Here is a 23,596-nt window from a genome sequence, read left to right as displayed (position 1 = left end):
ATGAAATATGTAAATGTAGTTATCGATCATAACAGCAGGCATACGGACACATACTATACCTATGGAACCGAAATGAATCTGAGCCGGGGAAATCTGGTTCAGATTCCCTTCAACCGAGGAAATAAATTGAAAACCGGTTATGTTTTTGAAATAGATGTCACGCCGGATTGCAATTTATCTAAGATCAAGAATGTGGTCTCTGTTGACGCAGATATATCTCTGACTGATGAGATGACAGAAACCTGTATTTGGATGAGACAGAGATATGGAATCAAGTATTTGGATGCAGTCAGATGCTTCATACCTAGTGGCAAAATCGCGAAAGCCGGAAAAGAAAAAGAACCTTATAAGGATGTTGCTGGCGAAATGCAGCGAATAGAGGCATTGACAACAGAGCAGGAGCGGGTTCTTCGTCAGATCAATGACGCTGTGGAGGAAGGCCGTCAGGAAAATTTTCTTCTTCACGGCGTAACAGGCAGTGGCAAGACAGAAGTATATATGCAGGCTATTGCCAGGGTTTTGACAAAGGGCCGGTCAGCCATTATGCTGGTGCCGGAGATTGCCTTGACAAAACAGGTTATGGAGCGCTTTATCAGTCGTTTTGGTAAAGAGAATATTGCAATACTTCACAGTAAATTGACGAAACGGGAACGTTTTGACGAGTGGATGCGGATACGGCGCGGTCAGGCGCGGATTATCATAGGAGCCAGAATGGCGGTTTTCGCTCCAGCACAGAATATTGGCATGATTATCATGGATGAAGAACATGAGGCCACTTATAAATCAGATCAGACGCCCAAATATGAGACGGTAGATATTGCTTTTAAACGGTTGATGTACTATGACGGCGTTTTGCTTCTCGGCAGCGCGACGCCATCAGTTGTATCTTATCAGAGGGCAAAAGAAGGAATTTATCATCTTCTTGAAATGAAGAACCGTTATAACGCAGCAGCGCTGCCTACTGTAGAGCTGATCGATATGCGGCAGGAGCTGATGTCCGGAAACCGGACGGTTTTCAGTGAACGTCTGTATACTTTGATGCAGGAAAATCTCGATGAGGGTAGACAGGTTATTTTATTTCTTAACCGGAGAGGTTACTCCACGTTTGTTTCCTGTCGGGAATGCGGCGAGGTCATGCAGTGTCCAGAGTGCGGCATTTCACTGACCTATCACAAGGCGGAGAATGCAGGAGTTTGCCATTATTGCGGCAAGCGATTTGCTATTCCAGATGAGTGTCCGAAATGCGGAAGTCGGTATATCCGGTATTTTGGCGCAGGAACAGAAAAGGTAGAGGAGTTTACCAGAAATATGTTTCCTGATAGAACTGTGGAGAGACTCGATCTGGATACCGCTAAAAACGCAAGAGAAATATCTAGGATTATCGGCAGTTTTTCAAGGGGAAAGACAGATATTCTCATCGGAACACAGTTGGTAGCGAAAGGACTGGATTTTAAAAATGTGGGATTGGTTGGCGTAGTGGCGGCTGACGTAAGCCTGCATATCCCGGATTATCGGGCCACAGAGCGAACCTTTCAGCTTGTGACCCAGGTAGCGGGACGAGCAGGAAGGGGAGATCTGGAAGGACGAGTTATTGTTCAGTCCTATACACCGGATAATTTTGCTCTAACTATGGCAGCAAGCCACGATTATCAGGGATTTTTCGATATGGAGATTCAGGTTAGAGAATTCATGAACTATCCTCCTTTTACAGATTTGATTTTGGTGGAGTTTACCAGCGGTAGGGAAGCAGAAGCTCTGGCGGCGGCAGAAGCGTGCAGAGAGCATTTGACAGCGCTTCGTCTGCAGGCTGATAAAGAAAATATTTTTTCACCGAAACTATCATATCATTTCAAAGGGAAGGATAGCTTTCGCTATTATATATTGATAAAATGTCCGAAAGGATTGAGAAACAAGTATATCTATTATATTAGACGATTTGGAGATAAGCTGGTTGCGGATAGAATTGAATGCGCCATGACCATCGACGTTAATCCGTACAGTACATTTTAGAGAGGAGACAGGAAAATGGCAATAAGAAATGTCGTCCTGGAGGGCGATGATATATTGAGAAAAAAATGCAGAGAGATTTCAGAGGTGACTGACCGGATTCGAGTTACCATGGAGGATATGCTGGAGACGATGCGCGAGCAGTACGGCTGCGGGATTGCGGGGCCGCAGGTGGGCGTTATGCGCCGTATGTTCATTGCAGAACCGGAGCCGGGCAGAGTATATTATATGATAAATCCGGTGATGTTGGAGCAGGAAGGAAGTCAAGTGGGCGATGAGGGATGTCTTAGCGTACCGGGGCTTTGCGGTACTGTAGAACGGCCTCAGAGAATTAAGATCAAAGCATTGGACCTTGAAGGAGTAGAACACGTCTATGATTTTGAAGATTGGGATGCAAGGGTTATGTGTCATGAATATGATCATTTAGACGGCATTCTGTATATAGATAAGGCCACCAATGTGAGAGATGCTGATGCTGAAACGGGAGCAGAAGGTGAAGAAGCATGAAAATCGTATTTATGGGAACGCCGGATTTTGCCGCCGTATCATTACAGTCTGTGATTGAAGCGGGACATCAGGTGGGCTTGGTGGTAACGCAGCCGGATAAGGCCAGAGATCGAGGGAAAAAGGTGCAGCTTACGCCGGTGAAGGAACTGGCAATCGCACATGATATACCCGTGCTCCAGCCTGAAAGAATCAAAAACAGTCCGGAAACTCTGGAAACGATAAAGGCATATGGACCGGACATTATTATTGTGGCTGCGTATGGACAGATCATTCCGAAGACGCTGCTGGAACTGCCTCCGCTGGGATGCATTAACGTTCACGCATCTTTGCTTCCGAAGCTTCGTGGGGCGGCGCCGATTCAGAGAGCTATTTTGGATGGAGAGACGGAAACGGGCATTACCATTATGCAGATGAACGAAGGACTGGATACTGGCGATATGTTGGCGAAAGCTATTACTCCTATTGGGCAAATGAACTATGAGCAGCTTCACGATAAGCTGGCAATTCTGGGAGGGGAGCTTTTGGCAGAAGTTTTACCATGGATTAAAGCTAGACAGTTGGCGGCAGCTTCACAGGATGAAGAAGAAGCTACCTATGCGCCGAGAATCATGAAGCAAGATGGCAAAATTGATTTTAATAAGAGCGCAGAGGAGATCGAACGCCAGATACGAGCCTTTGATCCATGGCCCGGCGCCTTTTGTAGCTACATGGGAAAAACGATGAAAATCTGGCAAGCCAGGGTTCTGGAAAGTCAGGGACAGGATGTTCCGGGAAAAGTTTTGTCAGTGTCAGATGAAGGCGTGGATATTGCTTGCGGCAGTGGAATTCTCAGAGTTTTGCAGATTCAAATGCCGGGAAAAAAGAGAGTTTCTGTAAAAGATTTTCTGCGCGGAAATCATATAGAAGAAGACTGTATTTTGGAATAGGGTTATGGTAAAAATAAATTGAAAAAGGGGGTATGAGAATTGTTTTACTATGATACGAGTATTATCATTCTGATTCCGGCTATGATTTTTGCTTTATGGGCGCAGGCGGCGGTCAAAAGCAATTTTAGCCGGTACTCTAAGGTCAGGAATCAGATAGGACTTACTGGCGCGCAGGCGGCGCGACGTGTATTGGACGCCAATGGACTTTACGATGTGCAGATTCAGCAAATTAAGGGCAGCCTGACTGATAACTATAATCCGAGAAACCGGACGCTTAATCTATCACAGGATGTTTACGGCGTTGGATCTATAGCCGCTGTTAGTGTGGCTTGTCACGAAGCCGGTCATGCGCTGCAACATGCCGGAGGTTATGTGCCGCTGAAAGTACGCAACGGTATCGTACCGGTTGTGAATCTGGTATCACATCTGACCTGGCCTCTGATTCTTATCGGAATTATTTTACTGGGAACAGGCAATAGCGAAAGCTGGTATATGGGCAATCTGCTTTTTAATATAGGCGTTATTGCTTTTGTTTGTATTGTGGCTTTTCATTTGATTACACTTCCGGTAGAATTTAATGCAAGCAACAGAGCGATCGATCAGATGCAGGAATTGGGTCTGGTAGCGCAGGATGATCTGCGGGGCTCAAAGAAAGTATTGCGTGCGGCGGCTATGACTTATGTGGCGGCTCTCGCGGTAGCTGTGGCCAACTTACTGAGAATTTTGGCGATTAGAGGTAGGAGAGACTGATGGCGGACAGTAATCGATATACGGCATACCGTGTACTTCTGCAGATGGAAAAGAATCAGTCCTATTCTAATTTAGAATTGAATAAGCAGATTCAGGAACAAAATCCGGACGCGCCTGCACTGGTACGAGAATTGGTTTATGGCGTACTGGAAAACAGAATATATTTGGATCATCTGTTGAAACAATTGATTCCAAGAGGGCTGTCTGGTGTGAAAAAACCTGTAAAGGCGCTACTGCGGCTGGGACTGTATCAATTGGTTTTTATGGATTCTGTGCCGGATTATGCAGCGGTCAGCGAGACCGTCAGATTGGCAAGAAAAGTGACGCCGGGCAGAGAGGGTTTTGTTAACGGTGTGCTTCGCGGCTATGGAAGACAGAAGGAGAAATTGACTTTGCCGGATCGCGGTAGTGATCCAGTTGATTATCTATCAGTACGCTATTCCTGTGATCTTTGGATTGTAAACTTGTGGATGAATCAGTATGGTGTGACAAAAACAGAGGCGTTACTGGCCGCAGGTAATCGAAGACCGTTGCTTTCTGTCCGCGTGAATCTGTTGCGTACCAGTCGTGATGCCCTGAAAAGATCTCTTTTGGACAAAGGGTTTCAGGCCGGGGAGAGCGCGCAAAGCCGTAGGCTTCTGTTTGTCAGAGGCAGCGGATTGCTGGAGACAGAGGAGTATGCAAGCGGATTATTCTCTGTGCAGGATACAGCGTCCCTTCTGGCGGCTGAGATATTACAGCCGCAGCCAGGTGAGACCGTATACGACATCTGTGCCGCGCCGGGAGGAAAATCTCTGGCCATGGCTGAAATTATGGAAAATAAGGGGCTAATAAGGGCCTTTGACATATATGCACATAAACTGGCGCTTGTAGAAAAAGAAAGCGAACGGTTGGGGATATCTATCATACAGCTAAAGGAGCAGGACGGCATGAAGCCACATCGCGAACTTGATCAAACCGCAGACCGCGTACTGGTGGACGGGCCATGCTCCGGACTTGGCGTAATCAGACGCAAACCGGAAATAAAATATAAGGCTGTTTGCGATCAGGGACGCCAACTGGCGGAAAAACAGCTTTTGATTCTTTCGGAAGCGGCGCGATATGTAAAGATGGGAGGATACCTTCTTTATAGTACGTGTACCATTAACAAAATTGAGAATGAACAGGTTGTGAAGCAATTTTTATCAGGTAACAGAGAATTTCAGTTGGAGAGGATGATGCAGCTGTTTCCTGATGAGGGAGAAAATGATGGCTTTTTTATCTGTAAAATGCAACGTAAGACCGGGAAAGGAGATATGAATGGAAGTAGGCTTTAAAACAGACAAGGGCTTGAGAAGATCCAACAACGAAGATGCCTGCTTTGTCATGAAGCGGGATAAAGTTTTTATTGTTGCTGATGGTGTAGGCGGCAATAACTCTGGCGAGATTGCCAGCAGGACTTGCGTCAATGAGATTGCGAAATACGTGGAGAATGGACCGCTTACCGGCAGTGAAAACGCTGATGAGGTTCGTGCGTATTTCGAAGACTGTTTGCGCGATGTGAACTTTAAAGTGTTGGAGATGTCTCAGCGTTTTGAGTGGAACAAGGGGATGGCGACAACTGTAGTCGTAGCTTATATCCAAAAGGATACTCTTTACATAATGAATGTGGGAGATAGCAGGGGATATATTCTTAGAAATGGGGAATTGACACAGATTACAGAGGATCACACATATGTAAATACGCTTTTAAAAGCGGGTTTGATTTCTGAGGATGAAGCCGAGCACCATGAAAATAAGAATATGATAACCAGAGCGGTAGGCGCGGACTACACCATCGAGGCAGATTTTTTTCAGGTGCAGATTAAACCGCAGGACAGGATTCTCATTTGTACTGACGGTCTGTATGGTGAAGTCGATGAGCCGGAGCTGGTTAGAGAACTTGAGCAAGACAAGCCGATGACCGACATTTGCAGTGAACTGGTCGATGTGGCCAATCGCAATGGCGGCAGTGACAATATCACCATGGTAGTATTGAAAGTAACGGAGGAAGATTTCGATGAGTAAATTACTTGCAGGCAGATATGAATTGATTGAAAAAATCGGTGAAGGCGGCATGGCAGTAGTATATAAGGCGAAGTGCAGGCTGCTAAACCGTTATGTTGCTATAAAGATACTTCGGCCGGAGTTTACAAAGGACGCCCAGTTTGTCGAGAATTTTAAAAGAGAGTCTCAGGCGGCGGCAAATTTGCAACATCCGAATATCGTCAGTGTATATGACGTAGGAAAGGAAGGAAATATTCACTTTATCGTCATGGAGCTGATTGACGGCAGGCCGCTGAGTGAAATCATTAAGGAAAAAGCGCCGTTAGATTATAAACAGGCTATTCAGATTACACGCCAGGTGGCGGCGGCGCTCAGTTTGGCTCACAGGAATAACATCATTCATAGAGATGTAAAGCCGCACAATATTATGATGACCAAAGACGGTATGGCAAAGCTAACTGACTTTGGAATTGCAAAGGCTGTGAGCGATTCAACACTGGTGACAGAGACTAGCAGAATTATTGGTTCTGTTCATTATTTTTCGCCGGAACAAGCCAGAGGCGCTTATGTCGATGAGCGTTCAGATATTTATTCTCTGGGCATTGTTCTATACGAAATGTTGACGGGGCAGGTACCGTTTGACGGAGACAATCCGGTACAGGTAGCATTGATGCATATCAATGATGAAATAACGCCGCCTTCCAGATTGGTACCAGGCATTCCTCCTGCTTTGGAAAAGTTAGTCATGAAGGCGACAGATAAATTCCAATCTAATCGTTACCGTAATGCGGAAGAATTGATGGAAGATCTGGAAAATATCGAGTTTGTTACAAAGATGGTAGGAAACTCAGTCTTTGCTGCTTCTGACGTAGAGGAATTTCAGGAGATCAACCGCAGAAAGGAAATCTCAGAATATGAGGACGATATAGACGATGTACGTCCGGTAAAGAAGAAAAAGCAGAAGTCTGAAAAAAACAAAAAGAAAAAAGAGAAAGAAAGTAGCGGAACGGGGAAAAAAGCTGCGATTGCCGCCGCCGTCGTTGCAGTTGTCATCATTGCTGTGGTCGGCGTACTCTTTGCCACCGGTGTGCTCGGCGGAGGTCTGAAGGTTCCTGATTTAGAAGATATGACCACAGACAAGGCAGAAGAAATTTTAGAGGAAATGGGTCTGAAGATGGAGATTTCCGATGAAGAAATAGCTGATGAAGAAATTGCTGAGGGACGGATTGTTTACTCTACACCGGGAAAAGGCGAGAAGGTGGAAAAGGGTGACACGGTAACAGTAATACTCAGTTCAGGCAAGCCGAAAGGAGAAGTGCCTTCGGTTATAGGACGCACCGTGGATGATGCGGAAATAATATTGAATGCGGAAGGATATGAACTGGGAAAACAGGAGTATAGAGAAAGTGAAGCGCCGGAGGGTGAGATTATTGATCAAAGCCCGGGTTCAGGTACAGAGGCGGAGAAGGGAAGCCGCGTGGATGTAGTAGTCAGCAAAGGAACTGATCAGATACCTGTACCAAATGTCATAGGAAAGCCTTATGATGAGGCAAGACAGATTTTGACTGACGCGGGATTTGTAGTCGGAGAACCGAGCTATGTAGAAAGTGATATCTATAAAAAGGGCGCCGTTATGATGCAGGATCCTGATGGTGGTAAGGCAAAGAAAGGAAGCGTTATTAATCTGACAGTAAGTAAAGGAGAAGCTGTGGTAACACCGGATCCGGGGCCAGGCGGTGAAGATCCTGGCGATAATCCTGGCGGTGGCGAAGATAACGGTGAAGGCGATGAATAGTATATGGAAGGCTTGATTGTAAAGGGTATCGGCGGTTTTTACTATGTGAAGACCGCCGATGGCGTCTATCAGACGCGAGGAAGAGGTATTTTCAAGAAGGATGGCGTAACCTTGATGGTAGGCGACAATGTGGATATAGAAGTTTTGCCGGATGGCGATGGGGTAATTAACTCCATAAGACCGAGGAGAAACCAATTCATTCGGCCGCCGATTGCAAATGTAGACTGCTTTATTGTAGTATTGGCTGCAGCAAAGCCTAAGCCGAATTTTAGCATTATTGACAAATTTTTGGTTATGGCGGAGCAAAAGAATATGGATGCCATTCTGTGTGTCAATAAGTGCGATTTGGTCACGAAGGAAGAACTAGATGCTATTGAGAGAATTTATGATGGAATTTATCCTGTGGTCTGTGTCAGTGGAAAGACAGGCCAGGGCATTGAACAGCTGCAACGCTTAATGATGGGAAGGCGCGCAGCTTTTGCCGGACCATCAGGCGTGGGTAAGTCTACGATTACTAATAGGATTATTCCTCACGCAAATATGGAAACTGGTAATGTAAGCAAGAAAACAGCCAGAGGAAAACATACTACGAGACATGTGGAAATTTTCCAGGCAGAAGGCGGCGGCTTGATCTTTGACACGCCGGGATTTACATCATTTGATATTTTAGAGGCAGAGGAAGATGATTTGGCCGACTTCTATCCTGAATTGGCAGTGAGAAAAGGGCAGTGCCGTTTTGATAATTGCCGCCATGTTAAGGAACCGGATTGTGCTGTCAGAATGGCGGTAGAAGCAGGAGAGATCAGCAGTGTAAGATATCAATCCTATCTGGATAATATGGAAGAACTGAAGAATAGAAAGAGATATTAAAGGAGAATCGTGTTATGGGAAAATTAGCGCCTTCGATCTTATCGGCAGACTTTGCAAGGTTAGGCGAGCAGGTAACAGCTGTAAGCAAAGCTGGCTGCGATTATATTCATGTAGATGTCATGGACGGGCATTTTGTACCGAATATTAGCTTTGGGGCCAGTGTCATGAAGTCCTTAGACACATGGGAAACCAGTCCGTATGATGTCCATTTGATGATTGAAAATCCGGATCAGTACATAAGTGATTTCGTTACAGAAAAGACAGAATTTATTGTAGTTCATCAGGAAGCATGCCCGCATCTGCACAGAACACTGCAGAATATAAAAGCCCTTGGCGTAAAATGCGGCGTTGCTTTGAACCCGGCTACGCCGGTATCCAGCTTAGAGTGTGTGCTGGGGCAGTTGGATTTAGTTCTCGTCATGTCTGTGAATCCGGGATTTGGAGGTCAAAGGTTTATTCCGCAGGCTTTGGAGAAGGTTTCTCAGCTAAGGACGCTTCGCGAAGAAAATGGATATAGCTATGTTATTGAGATCGACGGTGGTGTCACACTGGATAACGCGGATGAGATTTGTTTAGCAGGCTGTGATATTTTAGTAGCTGGTTCTGCGGTATTCAAGGCGCAGGATCTGCAGCAAAGAGTCGGTGATTTTAAAAGACTTATCACGCGGATATAGATTTTAACAAGAAAAAAGAAATGGAGGATGCTGCATTAGATATAGACTAATGCAGCATCCTCCTTTTATCATGCAGCTGGTTCTACGGGGTTATCGGGCTCATCCGGTTTATCAGGATTGTCCGGTTTGTCCGGTTTGTCTGGTTTATCCGGCTTATCAGGATCTTCCGGATCATCAGGATCTTCTGGTTTGATCGGTTCGTATGGGATATACGTTTCGTCAGGATCAATCGGATATTTTTCAGGATCCAGATTGTGTATATTACAGTAATATTTCGGCATATGCTTCGCGTCTTCGCCGTAGGTAGCAAATTCGTACGTTTTCTTGTGCGGACAATCTGGTGTTGCCAGATAGCCTGTTTCAGTACAGATCGTCACTTTTTTAACCAGTTTCTTAATATTCTTGTGACCGCCCTGCGTGCCGGAGATACAATAGTCTCCGCCGCTGCTGATAACATTGGACGGCATAGACTTATAGGAGCCCTGTTTAGCGCCGTCAATCTGATTCATGATTCGTCCCCATAGGCTGGCAGCGTAGGAACTCATACTGGTCAGTTGGAAGTTCTGGTCGTTGCCAATCCAGAGGGACGCGCTGTAGTTCGGCGTAAAGCCGTCGAACCAGATATCAAATTCATCATCCGTTGTACCGGTTTTTCCTCCTACCTGTACGCCGGAAATCGCTGCGCCGCCGCCTGTACCGCTTGTAACAACAGATTTTAACATATCAGCCATAATCCATGCAACGCCTGCATCTAACACACGGTGTTTTTTTGTCTTAGTCTTATCCAGCAGGACTTCACCTTTGCTGTCCAATACTTTTGTATAAGAAGTTGTTTCTCTGCGCGTTCCGTTATTTGGGAACACGGTATACGCACTGGCCATATCTAACGGTGTAACGCCGTTAGTCATACCGCCCAGCGCCAGCGCTGCCGGATTCAGATCGTTTGCGCCGCCTTCCGTTTCCAGGGTGGTAATACCGAATTTTTTAATGTTATTGGCAGAATACTGTTCTCCTACCTGTAACAGAATTTTTACTGCGCAGGTATTGATTGAGGCTACCATGGCGCTTCGCATGGTCTGCGGACCGGAATATCCGCCGCCAGAGTTTTGCGGCCATACTTTACCGTTTATCGTAGTTTTCTCATCGATGACGATAGAGGACGGCGTCATAAACTTACCCCAGAGGTCAGCGCCTTGCTCATCAATTTTAAAGTCCTTGAATTCATGTCTTTTCTGTCCGGAAGCAGCTTCTTCAGCGCTTTGCTGAAGGGCCGCGGAGTAAACGCCCAGCGGCTTGATAGAAGAACCTGGCTGACGCGGATTGATACAGCGGTTATGCAGACGTCGTCCGGAAGTCTTTCTGCCTCCTACCATAGCTTTGATGTGTCCGGTAGAGTTTTCTACGATCGTCATAGCTGACTGCGGTTGAATAACCTTCTGATTCAGTGTATATGCTTTTGGTGTAATGGTTACTGTACCGTCGTCGTTGAATTTAAAATAGTCTTCGTAATCCTCATTATTGAAAAAATCAGCAGAGACGATGATGTTGCCTTTTTTGTTCTTTGTTTTATATTGCTGCGGAATATTGATAAATCCGCCGGAAATTGCATAAATCGTTCCGTTTTCATTGGTATACAGGTTTTTGAACTCGATGCTGTAATCCGTTTCGCCGTTAACCTGCGTGTCATAAATGTTCAGTCGCTTTCCTGCTCGAATGACCAATCCGCCGTCCTTGCGTTTGACGCATTCGCCGCTCTGGAAGGTGAAGTTGCCTTCGCTGTCAAAGTAATTGCTGTAGGCATATAATGAAACCTGACCATATTTGGTGACAATGTTGCCGTTGCCATCGTAGCGAGGAATAATGCCAGGATAGTTGGCGTCGTTGTCAAATTCTGTTTCAACGACCTCCTGCGCTTGGGAGTCGAGAGTAGAGTAGATCCGTAAACCGCCCTGGTATACTTTTTCCCATGCAGTATCGTAATCCCATTCGTTAGCCTCCATCAGATCTTCAATAACCTGATCGATAACATAGTCTTCAAAGTAGGTGGATACGCCGGAGGTATTGTTGTAATTCGGCTTCAGCATTTTCTTCAAAGAACGTTTATACGCTTTGTCATGCTGCTTCTGAGAGATCAGATTCTGTTCCAGCATCAGATCAAGACAGAGTTCCCGCCGGTCCTTTGACACGTCGTTTGCCAGATAAGTACCAGCTGATGTTTTTTTGAGGATGTTCTTGTCTTTTTTTGACACATCGTCGCTGTTGACAAGTTCTACCAGCTGGTTGGCGGTAGGAGACTGTGGAATTGCAGCCAGCGCCGCGCATTGCGCAAGGGTGAGATCATTGACATCTCTCGAAAAGTAGGATTGTGCAGCGGCCTGTACGCCATAGCTCTGGTATCCCAGATAGATGGTATTTAAATAAGCCGTGATGATTTCTTCCTTGCTCAGATTCTTTTCTATGATTACGGTATAGTAAGCTTCTATGATCTTTCGCTTCATGGTTCGGTCATACATGGAATCCTTCAAAAATAGATTTCGAGCCAATTGCTGTGTGATCGTACTGGTTCCGCTGATAGAACCGGAAGTAAACGAATCCTTGATCGCGCCTAGAATTCTGATGAAGTTAAAACCGTGGTGATCCCAGAACGTCTTGTCCTCCAAAGCGATGAAGGCGTTAACCAGATTTTCCGGTAAGTCCTTATATTCAACATTGCTTCTGTTTGCCTCAGCAAAGACTGTATCGATTTCTTTGCCGTCGTCATCATAGACGACGGTGCTCTGCTCCAGAATGTTGTAGATCTCATCGGTGTTGATTTTCGGCGCCTGTGAGATGATGACGCCGACGTAGATACCGACGGCTACCGCCACGATGAGCATCAGGCCTATGATAAACAGAAGAAATCTTTTCCAGTTTAGTTTATATTTTTTCTTTTTACGGACTGCAGTACCGTCCGCTTGGACAGCCGCGGCATTAGCCGCTTCGTGCTTTCCGCTCCTCTTTTTATTTTTGTTTTTATCGCTTCGCATCTGATAGTATAGTCCTTTCCATAAAGAATAAACTGCTTTTAGTATATCATAATTCACCCCAAAAGTTAAAGGATATTTCCACATTTTACGAACTTTCCCATGAAAAAGTAAGGAAATCCGAAGAAATGATTGCCAAAAAATGGATTATGGTATAATATGTAAGAGTAACGGAGAGTCTCAGAGGTATCATCATGAGACGAAAATTATTTTGTTCCGTCATTTCTATGATGACGGCAATCATACTCAGCTATTACGGTAGCCTTTTGGCAGTCATAGTTTTCACTGCCGCGGTGGGGGCGGCCGCCGTTCTTTTACGCCTGGACAGATACACCAGTTGTTTGCTGTTGGGGTTCTTTTTATTCGGATGTTTTTTAATGTACAGCCATACGGCGAAAGCAGGACAAGGTCTGCCGGCAGGAAGTGCGGAGGATCAAAGGGTGTCTGTCAGGGGCGTTGTCACGGATGTCAAAGAAAACGATGTGAAAGCATATCAGCTGACTGTACGCTCTGACGGAGAAAAGATACTCGTCAGCTACTACCATGAGATAGAAAATCCTTACAGTTTACTGGGCAGAGAAATTCACTTTCTTGCCAAGATAGAACATCCGCAGGAGAACAGCAACCCAAGAACCTTTAACTACAGCTTATATTTGAAATCGAAAGGTATATTTTTTACCGCGACGCCGGATAACTTTCAGGTGACGAATCGACAGATGTCTTTATGGATGCGATTTCAGCGGTATATCGTTCAGCAGAGAGAAGCCTTTTTTAAAGATATGTATTTATCGGAGGAAGCTGAGGCTCTTGCCCGCGGCATTCTCTTTGGAGATACAGGGAAGCTAGAGGAGGAGACTTATGAAGCCTTTCGACAGAATGGAACGGCCCATGTGCTGGCTGTCAGCGGGCTGCATGTTGGCATTCTTTATGGACTCTTTCGCTGGCTGTGGGAAAAACGAAAATCAAGGCTGCTGCTATTTGTATTCCTCTTATCTCTTGGTATTTATGGCACGGCGGCTTGCTGGTCTGTGTCAGTGCGAAGGGCTGTGCTTCTGATTGTGATTGCTCTGGGAGGAGAGCTTTGGCAGAGGCGTTACGACTTGCTGACGGCCCTAGCCGGCGCAGCTTTGGTTGTAATAATCGCGAATCCCTATGTGATCTTCGGCGCGTCTTTTCAGATGTCTTTTCTGGCGGTGGCATCCATGGCCTTTTTCGGGCATAAGCTGTCAGGTGTGCTCGGACCATCTCTTGGAATGGTTTTAGCGGTACAGCTGGGATTGATGCCGTATATGGCTTATACCTTCAATTACATATCATTGACAGTTTTTTTCAGCAATATTCCCGTGGTCTTGCTGGTGTCCTTATTTGTTCCCCTGGGCATATGTGGTTTCTTAATGAGGATCGTGGCAGGGATAGTTTTGCCGGTATTGCCGTCCGTCTTACATGGATTAACTGCTTTCATTGTTAAGGTAAATGCTTTTTTCTGTGCTGACAACTTTCTTTCTTTTGATATTATCAGTCCGCCTTTTTGGACAGTGGTATCTCTATATTGCGTGTGCTTTTTCTGCTCGTCAGAGTATTTTTTTGTTCTTGTACACCGAAGAAACTGGATGGAACTGGCTGTCTGCGGCGTTTTGATTGCACTTGTTAGCTACGGAGCGGTCTTTGCAGGAGTGACGCCCTTTGATCAGGCAAATGTGGTTTTCGTAGACGTGGGACAGGGCGATTGTGTGCATCTGCGAACGAAGCATGGCAAAAACCTTTTGATAGACGGAGGCGGTTCTGCGCGGTACGATGTAGGTAAAAAGACGTTGAAGCCTTACCTTCTGAAAAATGGGTTTGGCTCGGTTGACTTGGCGGCGGCAACGCATTTGCATATGGATCACTATCAGGGACTTGTGGAATTGTCGGCTTGTTATCCGGTGAGGCGCCTTGTGACGGAGGGCAAGCGTGGAGATGTTTTGAGGGCTGATGAGGATGCCTGGGTGGAAATTTTGTGGCCGGACTGTCAGAATCCAGAGATTGAGGATGAAAATATGAACAGCTTGATCTTTAAGATCCATTGGTATGGTGTAACGGTATTGATTACGGGGGATATCTCGACAGAGGGTGAGGCCATGCTACTGGAAAAATATCAGGGGACGAATGTGCTGAAATGTGATGTGCTGAAGGTGGCGCATCATGGCAGCGCCTATAGCACCAGCGATGCATTTTTAGAGGCGGTAAAGCCTTCCATAGCTGTAATCGGTGTAGGACGGAATCATTATGGGCATCCGTCAGAGAAGATACTGGCAAAGCTGAAGGAGAAAGGAATTCCGGTTTTCAGAACGGATTTGCACGGCGCTGTAGGCGTCAGAATGGAGTCTGGACGGATGCAAATATGCGTCGAAAAGGATTGATGCCGTTAGGGGTTTATGATAGAATGATAAAGAAAGCCAGTAAAGTAACGAAAAAAGGCGGATGTAATACGATATGTATAAGAAAGCGGTAAAACATAGTTTCAAGGTTTTTTCTGAAAACCTGAGATCTGATAAAATAGGCAAAGCGCTGCTGTTCTACGGGACAGAGCAGTATCTGGTTAAATGGGCTGTGGAGACCTTAGTAAAAAAATATGTCAACCCGGCGGCAGCATCTATGGATTATCAGGTTTTGGACGGAGAATCGGTCACTTGCAGCCAGATTGTGGAGGCTAGTGAAACTTTTTCTATGTTTTCGGAGCGGAGAGTAGTGTGGGTGAAGGATTTTCGGCCCTTGAACAGTGATACGGCCAGAGGTTATACAAAAGATGAGATAAAGAAGTTGTCTGAATATCTGGCGGAAAGCAACGACGGGACTATTTTGATTTTTTCCGCTGAGGAGATAAAGACCTCGGCAGCAGTTCCGACTGCGTTGAAAAAGCACGGTCAGTGTTACGATTTTGATAAAATCGATCGAGCTGAATTGACATCCTTTGCGCGAAAACGTTTTCGGTCTGCCGGCATAGAGATCGGCGCGTCCGCTTTAAGTTTACTTATTGAAGCTACGGGATATTTCAATAAGGAGAGCGATTATCGACTTTTTCATTTCGCCAATGATATTCAGAAGGTTATTGCTCATTGCGATGGCAATGTAGTGACAAGGCAGGATATCGAGGCGGCCGTATGCGGTGATATGGAAACGTTTGTTTTCGACATGTTGGATGGCATTAGCAGCGGGCAGAAGGATAAAGCGTATCGCATCTTATATAATATGCTGCATTCCGGCAGCGATGTTTTTTCTGTAATTGGCGCCATTGTCAGTCAATTTGAGATGATGCTGTCTGTAAAACAGATGAGAGAAGACAGCTTGGATTTGAAAGAGATGCATAAGAGGCTTGGAGGCAGTGAGTACAGGATAAAGAAAATGCTGCCGTATGCCAATAAGTTTTCAGTGGATAAGCTGAAGAAAGTTCTTTCTTCTATCTATGAGGTGGACAGACAGATCAAAACAGGCCTTTTGGACGGACAGACGGCATTGGAGATATTTATTGCCGGCGTATAAAGTCGAATATTTATCAGGATTTCAGATATCAGTAGGAGGAATTATGAAGACACAGTTAAAGGCGGATATGATGCTGATATTGGTTACGCTGTGCTGGGGCGTATCCTATTATCTAATGGATGTATCGCTTTCTGATATGGAGCCGTTTACACTTAACGCTTTTCGGTTTCTGGGCGCTTTTATAGTGGCGTTTGTATTTATGTTTAAAAAACTGAAAACAGTTAATAAGACAACGCTAAAATACAGCTTACTTATTGGCTTTACTCTGGTGTTCGTTTATATGGGGGCCACTTTTGGCGTGAAATATACTGCATTATCCAATTCAGGGTTTTTATGTGCTTTGACAGTAATCTTTGTGCCAATTTTAGAGATGATTCTGTTTCGAAAGATGCCGCAAAAGAAAATTGTTCTTGCTGTAACCATGAGCTTAATTGGTATTATGCTGCTGACTTTGAAGGATGACTTTTCTGTTAACATGAGCAATTTGAAAGGGGATATCCTTTGTATTATAGGAGCGGTAGCTTATGCGGTGGATTTAATTTTTACGGAAAAGGCAGTGTCGCATGAAGAAGTAGACGCGTTTCAGTTAGGCGTATTTCAATTAGGCGTTACCGGCGCATTTATGCTGGCGCTTTCATTGATTTTTGAGACGCCGCATTTGCCGTCAACACCAGGCATTTGGGGTAGCGTTATCTTTCTTTCATTGTTTTGTACAGGGCTGGCTTTTATCGTTCAGGCTATCGCGCAGCAGTATACTTCAGCGGCTCATGTAGGTGTTATATTTACTTTAGAACCGGTATTTGCGGCGATCGTGGCCTTTTTCTTTGCCGGGGAAGTGCTCACCGCAAAATCATACCTGGGAGCCGTGATTATGACTGCTGCGTTGTTTGTTACGGAAATCGACTTTGGAAAAAAGGAAGAAGGGGATTCTGAATCAGAAGAATAGTATGTGAATGGATGATCGGTTTTGGACTAGTCCAAAACCGTTTTTTTATTTTTTTGGTACTTTATCTTGGGAATGAATTTTCGTATGATTAAAAAAGATATTATAAATTTATTCAAAAAATTAAAGGAGAAAGAAAAATGAGTGGTGAAACTTCAAAACTGAAAAAGCATATGTTCCACCTGGTCATCATTACCATCGCAGGCGCGATGATTTACGGTCTTCCATATTTCAGATCGTACTTTTATGATGCTTATCTGGAAACATATCATTTAACAAACACCCAGATGGGTTCTTTCGGCTCTATGTTCGGTATCTTTGGTATGATTTCCTATCTGTTCGGAGGCGTGGTTGCCGATATGGTATCTACCAGAAAGCTGATGTCCGTATCTTTGATTTTGACCGGACTTGGCGGACTTTTACATTTGATGAATCCAAGCTATATCATGCTCCTTGCGATTTACGCGCTGTGGGGCTTCACTTCTTTGTTTGCATTCTGGCCGTCTCTTTTGAAGAGCCTTCGTGAAATTGCAAGCGAAAACGAACAAAGTAAGGCTTACGGATTTATGGACGGTGGCAGAGGCATCGTATATGCTATCGACGGTATCTGTATCGTTTCTATCTTTGGCTACTTCAGCAAAAAAGCCGGTGATTTGGGTGGACTGAATGGCGTAATTACATACTATTCCGCAATCGCTATTGGATTGGGCGTTCTGTTATTCTTCATTATGAAAGAACAGAAACCAGACACAACTGCAAAGATTGAGGACAAGCAGGATAAGATCAGCGTCGCGCAGGTAAAAGAGGTCATCAAGATGCCGGCTGTATGGATTCTGTCTGCAATCCTTTGCTGCACTTATGTAATGAACATCGCGTTCTATTACTTTACACCGTATGCGACTTCCAGATTCGGCATGGCTGCAACAGCAGGCGCGTTCGTTACCATCGCAGCGCAGTACGTTAGACCGATTGCTTCCTTTGGTGGCGGCATCATTGCTGATAAGCTGGGCAGATCGAAGGTTATGTACGTAACCTTCTCTATGATGGCTCTGGGTACGCTCCTGATGGTAGTGATGGGCAACATGAGCTCTACCGTATTCATCGTGCTCTGCATCATGATTTACGCAGGTATGTACGGTGGTTACAGCATGGTATTTTCTATGATGGACGAAGGCGGCGTTCCTATCAGAGTAGCTGGTACTGCCATCGGTTTAGTGTGTACACTGGGTTATTTGCCGGAAGTAATCGTTCCATTCTGCTCCGGTAAGATTTTGGATACCTTCGGAGAAGGCGGTTATCGCTATCTGTTCATAGCAATCGTAGTGATTATGATTGTCGGCATTATTATGCTGACTGTTTGGGACAGATATGTAAAAAAACTGAAAGCCAAAAACGCATAACCACTTGCATAATTCGGCGCATAAGCATAAAATAATAGAAACGACGAATGGAGAAAGGCTTTTTGCGCAGAAACTCGCGTGAAAAGCCTTTTGTGTAAAGAAGAAAATCTATGCGCGAATGAGGATGTGACAAGGTGAAACTCAGGATTGACAAGGAAAGCAGTATTCCGGTTTACCGGCAGATTGCCGGAGAAATCGAGAAGAAGATTTTAAGCGAGGAACTGCCGACTGGTTATAAGCTGCCTGCTGAACGGCGTTTGGCACAGGAAATCGGCGTGCACAGAAATACGGTCATCAAAGCGTACGATGTGCTCATTACCAAAGAACTCTGCGTAGTATCCAGACAAAAGCCCAAGGGTTACTTTGTCAAGGCGCCGCAGGAGACACAGGATTTTGGCAAACGCTTTTTTCCGCTGGAAAAGGCGTTCCGCTTTGAATTTAAGCGGGCCGAAAAGCGGTTTAATGATATTTACTGGCGGTCGGAACCCGATAAGGCGATTTCCTTTGGCGGACTAATTATGGACCGCAAGCTGGATCCGGTGACGGGTATGGAACATGTGGTTTCGCGCATTTTTGACAGCAATCAGATTGCCAGCATGAAGGGCTTTCAGCAGGAGACAGAACGGCTCAAAGACAACATCTGCAATTACGTCACGCCGAAGAATGTGCAAATCTTTGTGGAGACGAATCAGATTCTCAGCTATCTGATGATGATGTATCTGCGAGAAGGGGAGTGCATTGTGGCGGAGGAGCCGATGGTGCCTGATAATTTCAGCATTTTTTATAATCATGGCATTAAGGTTGTAACGGTACCTATGGAACAGGACGGCATGAAAATGGACTTGCTGGAAGACGCGATCCGGGAGCATAAACCGAAATTCATCTACACGCAGCCTAACTATCATAACCCGACGGGTATTACCATGTCCTTTGCCAAGCGGCAGACTTTGTTGCGCATTGCAAACACATATAATGTACCGGTGATAGAAGAAGATTACCAGACGGATTTTTCCTATGAGGAATATCGTCTGCCCAGTCTTTACGCATTGGATGCCAATAAAATGGTGATCTATATCTATTCTTTTACGCTGGTGTTTCCTTATATGATGAAAATCGGTTACGCTGTAGCGCCGCCTGATTTAATCGATATGATGGGTTACGCTCTCAGCGCAGATGAGACGGTGATCAGCGGCATCGGGCAATACTTTCTCAATGAATATATGGAGTCGGGCGCTTTTGAAAAACATGTGCGGCTGATGCAACAGATTTACGGAGATAAGTTGAACTTGCTTTGCACGGAATTGGACAAGATTGCAGATAAAGGCATTACCTATCAGAGACCCAAAGGGGGATTGCTGCTCTGGTGCACTTTGGCAGACGATATCAGTGAAAAGGAAGTATATAAGCGGGCGGAGGAAAAAGGCGTGCTGGTCATGCCGGGCAGTATCTTTTATATGGATAACCGCAATCGGAAAGGCCATATTAGATTGAGTTTTTCTAACGTGACAGATGATCAGATCTGCCAAGGTGTCGCGCTTTTAGGGCAGGTTTTAGATATATGCAAAAGAGTATGAGAAAAGGAGAGAAAACATGAATCAATTTGTAGAGTACAGAAGAGAATTTCATCATTACCCGGAAATCGGCTGGAGAGAAATCAGAACCAGCGCCAGAATTGCCGAAATTCTGGAGGAAATGGGCTATAAGTGCCTGATGGGAACCGATGTAATCAATGTAGATACTGTTGGTTTTGAAATGCTGTCGGACGAAGATAAAAAGGCGGAGATGAAGCGCGCGATTGCGCAGGGCGCGAAACCGGAATATGTAGAGAGAACAGAAGGCTATCCGGGCGTCATCGCGGAACTGGATACAGGCAAAGAAGGTCCGGTCACGGCGTTCCGTTTTGACATCGACTGTCTGCCGTACGAGGAACCGCAGAAAGAGGGATTCCGTCCTTTTGATGAAGGCTATATCTCCTGCAACAAGGATTGTGTGCATGCCTGCGGTCACGATGCACACACGGCCATTGGCATCGGACTTGCTTATGAGATGATGCAGAGAAAGGATCAGCTGAAAGGTAAGATGCGTATTATCTTCCAGCCGGCTGAGGAACGTTATAACGGCGCCCAGTCTATCGTAGACAAAGGACATCTGGACGACGCAATGAACTTTATCTCTGTTCACATGGCGTTGACCGCAGAAGGCTGGCCTTTGCCATCTAATACCATTGCCTGCGGCTGTAAGGATTTCCTGAGTGATGATCAGATTGATGTTACCTTCCATGGTACAGCTGCACATCCGTGCGGCGCTTCCCAAAATGGAAAGAACGCGCTTTTGGCAGCCTGCACAGCGGCGTTGAACCTGCACGCGATTGCACCTCATGAAGAAGGGCTTTGCAGAGTCAATGTTGGGATCCTCAATGCGGGGGTCGTGGTAAACACCATCGCACCGAATGCGTTTATGAGTATTGAATACAGAGGGCAGACCAGAACCATCGCCGCATATGCTCGTAAGAGAGTGTTCGATATTCTGGATGGCGCTGCAAAGGCATACGATATGGAATACACTTATGAAGACTTCGGTGAAATTCCGGCGGCGCAGAGCAGCGACGCCATGATGGAAGTCATCGAAAGAGCCGCAAAGAAAGTGCCTTGGTTTGAAAAAATTTACTTTGAAGGTAACGTAGGCGGAACCGATGATGCTTCTGTTATGATCAATAAAGTACAGGATAACGGCGGTATTGCTACTTATGTAGGAATTGGCTGCGATACAACGCAGACCCTGCACAGTGCAGAGTTTGACCTGGATGAAGATTCCATCCCGGCCGCCATCGAGATGCTGGTACATGCAGTAGAAGAACTGAATATGTAATTGCGTTGGAGCGAAAAAGCAGCGTCAGATGTAATGCCTGACGCTGCTTTTCGTTTTTGTTTCATATGGGGCAGAAGTTGTGCAGTTGAAGCCAGATTCGCTTGATTTGCACAACCTTTAGGTTTTCTGGAGTGGCAAAGTTGTGCAAGTACCGTTAATTTGAATGACTTTGCACAACTTTCAAGCGTTGATTAGATGTAAAGTTGTGCAATTGGAATGGAATTAGCTTGATTTGCACAATTTAAGAATCTTTTCAGCGGTAGAGTTGTGCAGGTAACTATTAATTCGAATGATTTGCACAACCTTCAAGAGTTAATTAGATGTGAAGTTGTGCAATTTGATGTGATCTCCGCTTAATTTGCACAACTTCAAGATGTAGTACGGAGACAAAGCTGTGCAAAAGGTCTTTAATTGGACCAATCTGCACAACTTCGACTATTTCAAGGCGACTCGCGAAGGAGAAACGATCACGGATCAATTTCTGAGAGGGGCACCTGCTTGATGTCGACCTTACTGTCATCATGGACGGTAATCAGGGTTGCGCCTCGTTGCTTGGTATCGCGGGCAATCCCCGGCATGGCAAGATAATCGATGCTCATACCGTAGGTGAGACGAATTCCCTGATACGATAGGGACATGTTGTTATAGTGGTCGTGACCGCAGAAAAATCCCTGCGTGCTTCCCAGCTCTTTTGCTGTATCGAACATGGCGCTTGGATATTCGGAACAGCAGACTTTGCCCATAAAGTTTTCATCGTTTGCACCAAAATGATACTGAACTTCATCGCTGCCCTGCTCGTAGAGCTCGTAAGCGGTTTTGTACTGCTGCAGTGGAATATGGAAAAATACCAGGGAAGAAACGGTTCTATTTTCTTCTTTGTTGAGCCGCAGGACATGCTCCTTGTACCATGCAACCTGATCGTCATGAATATAGTCGTATTTGTTCAGGCCTTTACCAGTATAGGCGTTGGAGTCGATGAGGAAGAGCGCCTGATTCAGAGATCCGTCTTGGTTCCTAAGTTCAATCAGCTGATTGTTTCTGCCGGTGATCGCAGGTTGCACATAAGGATAGAGTAGCGTTCTGCTGGTATGCCAGGACAATGATTTGTATAGCGTGTTGAGATCATCAGCTGAGGTCGCCGCATAGCTTTCCGTGTCGTGATTCCCATAAGTAAAAGCCCAGGGAATGCCGGTATTTCGCATAAAGGCGGCAAACTGCTGCACGGGAGCGGTATTGTTAAAAGAAAAGGAAGAAATCCCTACAGGATAGACAAGGTCTCCTGTGACAAGGACCAGATCCGGCTTGGTGTATTCTAAAAGCTTGTATACAGCTTTCAGCGCTTTTAAATCTTTCTCATAGGAAAGGACGCCGCCGCCCAGATGGATATCCGTCAGCTGCAGAATTTTGAAATCGTCGGTCTGCTTTGTAATCGTAAAGATGCCGGAATCTTCAGCATAGGTAATTTCACTTTTTCCGTCATAGAGATGAGGAACTGCGTTGATGTAAGGCTGGGTCAGCCAAATATCACGCGCAAGATAAGCATATCCGCCGGCAGTGACTGTAATCAGCAGAATTGCCGCGATGACAACTCGATTGTGCCTTTTTTGGAATAGGTAAAGGCGTTGATTTTGGTAAAATTGTAGACAATGACGGCGAGCAGGAACAAGCCTATTACAAAGAAGGAAATATTTAAAACAAAGATTTTTTCAAACAAATAGTACAGCAGACTTGCTAAAATCCAGTAAATCAGCGAAATGATGAAGACTCGCTGGATGGTTTTCATAAATTTGCCGTAGTATTCCGGAGTATAGTTTTTATTCAGCCAGGCTACGATTAGCAGATTTTTTGCAAAGAAAAAGATTACAATCTCTAGCGTAAATAGATTGCCAAGGAAAAATTCCAGTAATTCGTCTGCTTTAGAATTGACACTTAGGGTAATAATGGTCAGCGCCATGGCGAATACTCTTAGAAAGACAATCAAAAGCCAGTTGACGGTGCGGCGCGCGTATTTATCAAATGCAGCTTGTACGTCTTCCGGATTGGGACGTATGGAAGATACGATTGCGCGAGCGCGGTGTTTTTTGATAAGCAGAAAATCGGCTGCGCCAAGACAGAGCGCAGGGAGGAACAGAATTATCCCGCCCTGTCTGACATACAAAATAGCGTTTAGGAGATAAACGCAGGTAAGGATGCTGAGTATTACCGTGCAATAGATGCGCCGTCTTGCTTTTTTGAAAGCTGTATAAAAATCCATATATGGAAACCCTCCTGATTTGTACTGTGATGAAA

18 protein-coding genes are annotated in these 23,596 nt (G+C 45.3%); 15 read left to right on the top strand and 3 right to left on the bottom strand.

The window, feature by feature from the left end; genetic code table 11:
- Genes priA through rpe form a run of 9 tightly spaced genes read left to right on the top strand, consistent with a single transcriptional unit; the run spans position 1 to position 9,554 of the window.
- Positions 1–2,010 carry a replication restart helicase PriA gene (priA, locus tag ACPW7J_RS08660; protein WP_425755001.1) on the top strand — a complete coding sequence of 670 codons (2,010 nt, stop codon included), beginning with the start codon at positions 1–3 and terminating at the stop codon, positions 2,008–2,010.
- 15 nt (positions 2,011–2,025) lie between these two features.
- Positions 2,026–2,514: a peptide deformylase gene (def, locus tag ACPW7J_RS08655; RefSeq protein ID WP_161874817.1), complete on the top strand. Its 489-nt coding sequence runs from the start codon at positions 2,026–2,028 to the stop codon at positions 2,512–2,514.
- On the top strand, positions 2,511–3,440 hold the full coding sequence (gene fmt, locus ACPW7J_RS08650; protein ID WP_161874818.1) for a methionyl-tRNA formyltransferase: 930 nt from the start codon (positions 2,511–2,513) through the stop codon (positions 3,438–3,440). The genes def and fmt overlap by 4 nt, the downstream gene beginning before the upstream one ends.
- Before the next feature lie 39 nt (positions 3,441–3,479).
- Positions 3,480–4,190 (top strand): zinc metallopeptidase, encoded by a 711-nt coding sequence (locus ACPW7J_RS08645; RefSeq protein WP_161874819.1) that lies wholly within the window; start codon positions 3,480–3,482, stop codon positions 4,188–4,190.
- Positions 4,190–5,506: a 16S rRNA (cytosine(967)-C(5))-methyltransferase RsmB gene (gene rsmB / locus ACPW7J_RS08640; RefSeq protein ID WP_425755000.1), complete on the top strand. Its 1,317-nt coding sequence runs from the start codon at positions 4,190–4,192 to the stop codon at positions 5,504–5,506. Before ACPW7J_RS08645 ends, rsmB begins: the two co-directional genes overlap by 1 nt.
- Positions 5,490–6,236, top strand: coding sequence for a Stp1/IreP family PP2C-type Ser/Thr phosphatase (locus ACPW7J_RS08635; protein WP_161874821.1), 747 nt, complete (start codon positions 5,490–5,492; stop codon positions 6,234–6,236). The genes rsmB and ACPW7J_RS08635 overlap by 17 nt, the downstream gene beginning before the upstream one ends.
- The gene (gene pknB, locus ACPW7J_RS08630) at positions 6,229–8,010 is read left to right on the top strand and encodes a Stk1 family PASTA domain-containing Ser/Thr kinase (protein ID WP_161874822.1); all 1,782 of its coding nucleotides are present in this window, start codon (positions 6,229–6,231) and stop codon (positions 8,008–8,010) included. The genes ACPW7J_RS08635 and pknB overlap by 8 nt, the downstream gene beginning before the upstream one ends.
- Before the next feature lie 3 nt (positions 8,011–8,013).
- On the top strand, positions 8,014–8,880 hold the full coding sequence (rsgA, locus tag ACPW7J_RS08625; RefSeq protein WP_161874823.1) for a ribosome small subunit-dependent GTPase A: 867 nt from the start codon (positions 8,014–8,016) through the stop codon (positions 8,878–8,880).
- A 14-nt stretch (positions 8,881–8,894) separates the two neighbouring features.
- Positions 8,895–9,554, top strand: a complete 660-nt coding sequence (gene rpe, locus ACPW7J_RS08620; RefSeq protein WP_425754999.1) for a ribulose-phosphate 3-epimerase — start codon at positions 8,895–8,897, stop codon at positions 9,552–9,554.
- 68 nt (positions 9,555–9,622) lie between these two features.
- On the opposite strand, the gene ACPW7J_RS08615 is transcribed toward rpe, so the two are convergent.
- The gene (locus ACPW7J_RS08615; protein WP_425754998.1) at positions 9,623–12,580 is read right to left on the bottom strand and encodes a transglycosylase domain-containing protein; all 2,958 of its coding nucleotides are present in this window, start codon (positions 12,578–12,580) and stop codon (positions 9,623–9,625) included.
- Positions 12,581–12,771: 191 nt separating this feature from the next.
- On the opposite strand from ACPW7J_RS08615, the gene ACPW7J_RS08610 reads away from it, so the two are divergent.
- The 6 genes from ACPW7J_RS08610 to ACPW7J_RS08585 all read left to right on the top strand — a co-directional run bounded on the left by ACPW7J_RS08610 (position 12,772) and on the right by ACPW7J_RS08585 (position 21,307).
- The gene (locus tag ACPW7J_RS08610; protein WP_425754997.1) at positions 12,772–14,976 is read left to right on the top strand and encodes a DNA internalization-related competence protein ComEC/Rec2; all 2,205 of its coding nucleotides are present in this window, start codon (positions 12,772–12,774) and stop codon (positions 14,974–14,976) included.
- 73 nt (positions 14,977–15,049) lie between these two features.
- A complete protein-coding gene (gene holA, locus ACPW7J_RS08605) occupies positions 15,050–16,096 on the top strand; it encodes a DNA polymerase III subunit delta (protein WP_161874827.1) in 1,047 nt (348 codons plus the stop codon).
- A 43-nt stretch (positions 16,097–16,139) separates the two neighbouring features.
- The gene (locus tag ACPW7J_RS08600; RefSeq protein ID WP_161874828.1) at positions 16,140–17,042 is read left to right on the top strand and encodes a DMT family transporter; all 903 of its coding nucleotides are present in this window, start codon (positions 16,140–16,142) and stop codon (positions 17,040–17,042) included.
- A gap of 137 nt (positions 17,043–17,179) precedes the next feature.
- On the top strand, positions 17,180–18,439 hold the full coding sequence (locus ACPW7J_RS08595; protein WP_161874829.1) for an MFS transporter: 1,260 nt from the start codon (positions 17,180–17,182) through the stop codon (positions 18,437–18,439).
- A gap of 134 nt (positions 18,440–18,573) precedes the next feature.
- Entirely contained in the window at positions 18,574–20,013 is a 1,440-nt protein-coding gene (locus ACPW7J_RS08590) for a PLP-dependent aminotransferase family protein (protein ID WP_425754996.1), read from the top strand.
- A 16-nt stretch (positions 20,014–20,029) separates the two neighbouring features.
- Complete coding sequence (locus tag ACPW7J_RS08585) at positions 20,030–21,307, top strand: amidohydrolase (protein ID WP_161874831.1); 1,278 nt, start codon at positions 20,030–20,032, stop codon at positions 21,305–21,307.
- A 467-nt stretch (positions 21,308–21,774) separates the two neighbouring features.
- Here ACPW7J_RS08585 and ACPW7J_RS08580 read toward each other — a convergent pair whose 3' ends face one another.
- Together ACPW7J_RS08580 and ACPW7J_RS08575 are read right to left on the bottom strand one after the other, a co-directional pair.
- Positions 21,775–22,686 carry a metallophosphoesterase gene (locus ACPW7J_RS08580; RefSeq protein WP_425757516.1) on the bottom strand — a complete coding sequence of 304 codons (912 nt, stop codon included), beginning with the start codon at positions 22,684–22,686 and terminating at the stop codon, positions 21,775–21,777.
- Between the two features lie 185 nt (positions 22,687–22,871).
- Complete coding sequence (locus ACPW7J_RS08575; RefSeq protein WP_425754995.1) at positions 22,872–23,561, bottom strand: hypothetical protein; 690 nt, start codon at positions 23,559–23,561, stop codon at positions 22,872–22,874.
- Positions 23,562–23,596 lie beyond the last annotated feature (35 nt).

Source organism: Ihubacter sp. rT4E-8, assembly GCF_049852125.1.
GTDB lineage: Bacteria > Bacillota > Clostridia > Peptostreptococcales > Anaerovoracaceae > Senimuribacter.
The sequence above is the reverse complement of the archived record's forward strand: the minus strand, read 5'-3'. Positions and strand labels throughout refer to the sequence as shown.

What these genes read in the sequence shown, in the direction of transcription:
- ACPW7J_RS08610 (WP_425754997.1), top strand. Translation starts at nt 12,772, where the DNA reads ATGAGACGAAAATTATTTTGTTCCGTCATTTCTATGATGACGGCAATC.
- pknB (WP_161874822.1), top strand. Translation starts at nt 6,229, where the DNA reads ATGAGTAAATTACTTGCAGGCAGATATGAATTGATTGAAAAAATCGGT.
- holA (WP_161874827.1), top strand. Translation starts at nt 15,050, where the DNA reads ATGTATAAGAAAGCGGTAAAACATAGTTTCAAGGTTTTTTCTGAAAAC.
- ACPW7J_RS08585 (WP_161874831.1), top strand. Translation starts at nt 20,030, where the DNA reads ATGAATCAATTTGTAGAGTACAGAAGAGAATTTCATCATTACCCGGAA.
- rsgA (WP_161874823.1), top strand. Translation starts at nt 8,014, where the DNA reads ATGGAAGGCTTGATTGTAAAGGGTATCGGCGGTTTTTACTATGTGAAG.
- rsmB (WP_425755000.1), top strand. Translation starts at nt 4,190, where the DNA reads ATGGCGGACAGTAATCGATATACGGCATACCGTGTACTTCTGCAGATG.
- rpe (WP_425754999.1), top strand. Translation starts at nt 8,895, where the DNA reads ATGGGAAAATTAGCGCCTTCGATCTTATCGGCAGACTTTGCAAGGTTA.
- ACPW7J_RS08595 (WP_161874829.1), top strand. Translation starts at nt 17,180, where the DNA reads ATGAGTGGTGAAACTTCAAAACTGAAAAAGCATATGTTCCACCTGGTC.
- ACPW7J_RS08615 (WP_425754998.1), bottom strand. Translation starts at nt 12,580, where the DNA reads ATGCGAAGCGATAAAAACAAAAATAAAAAGAGGAGCGGAAAGCACGAA.
- ACPW7J_RS08635 (WP_161874821.1), top strand. Translation starts at nt 5,490, where the DNA reads ATGGAAGTAGGCTTTAAAACAGACAAGGGCTTGAGAAGATCCAACAAC.
- ACPW7J_RS08600 (WP_161874828.1), top strand. Translation starts at nt 16,140, where the DNA reads ATGAAGACACAGTTAAAGGCGGATATGATGCTGATATTGGTTACGCTG.
- ACPW7J_RS08575 (WP_425754995.1), bottom strand. Translation starts at nt 23,561, where the DNA reads ATGGATTTTTATACAGCTTTCAAAAAAGCAAGACGGCGCATCTATTGC.
- priA (WP_425755001.1), top strand. Translation starts at nt 1, where the DNA reads ATGAAATATGTAAATGTAGTTATCGATCATAACAGCAGGCATACGGAC.
- def (WP_161874817.1), top strand. Translation starts at nt 2,026, where the DNA reads ATGGCAATAAGAAATGTCGTCCTGGAGGGCGATGATATATTGAGAAAA.
- fmt (WP_161874818.1), top strand. Translation starts at nt 2,511, where the DNA reads ATGAAAATCGTATTTATGGGAACGCCGGATTTTGCCGCCGTATCATTA.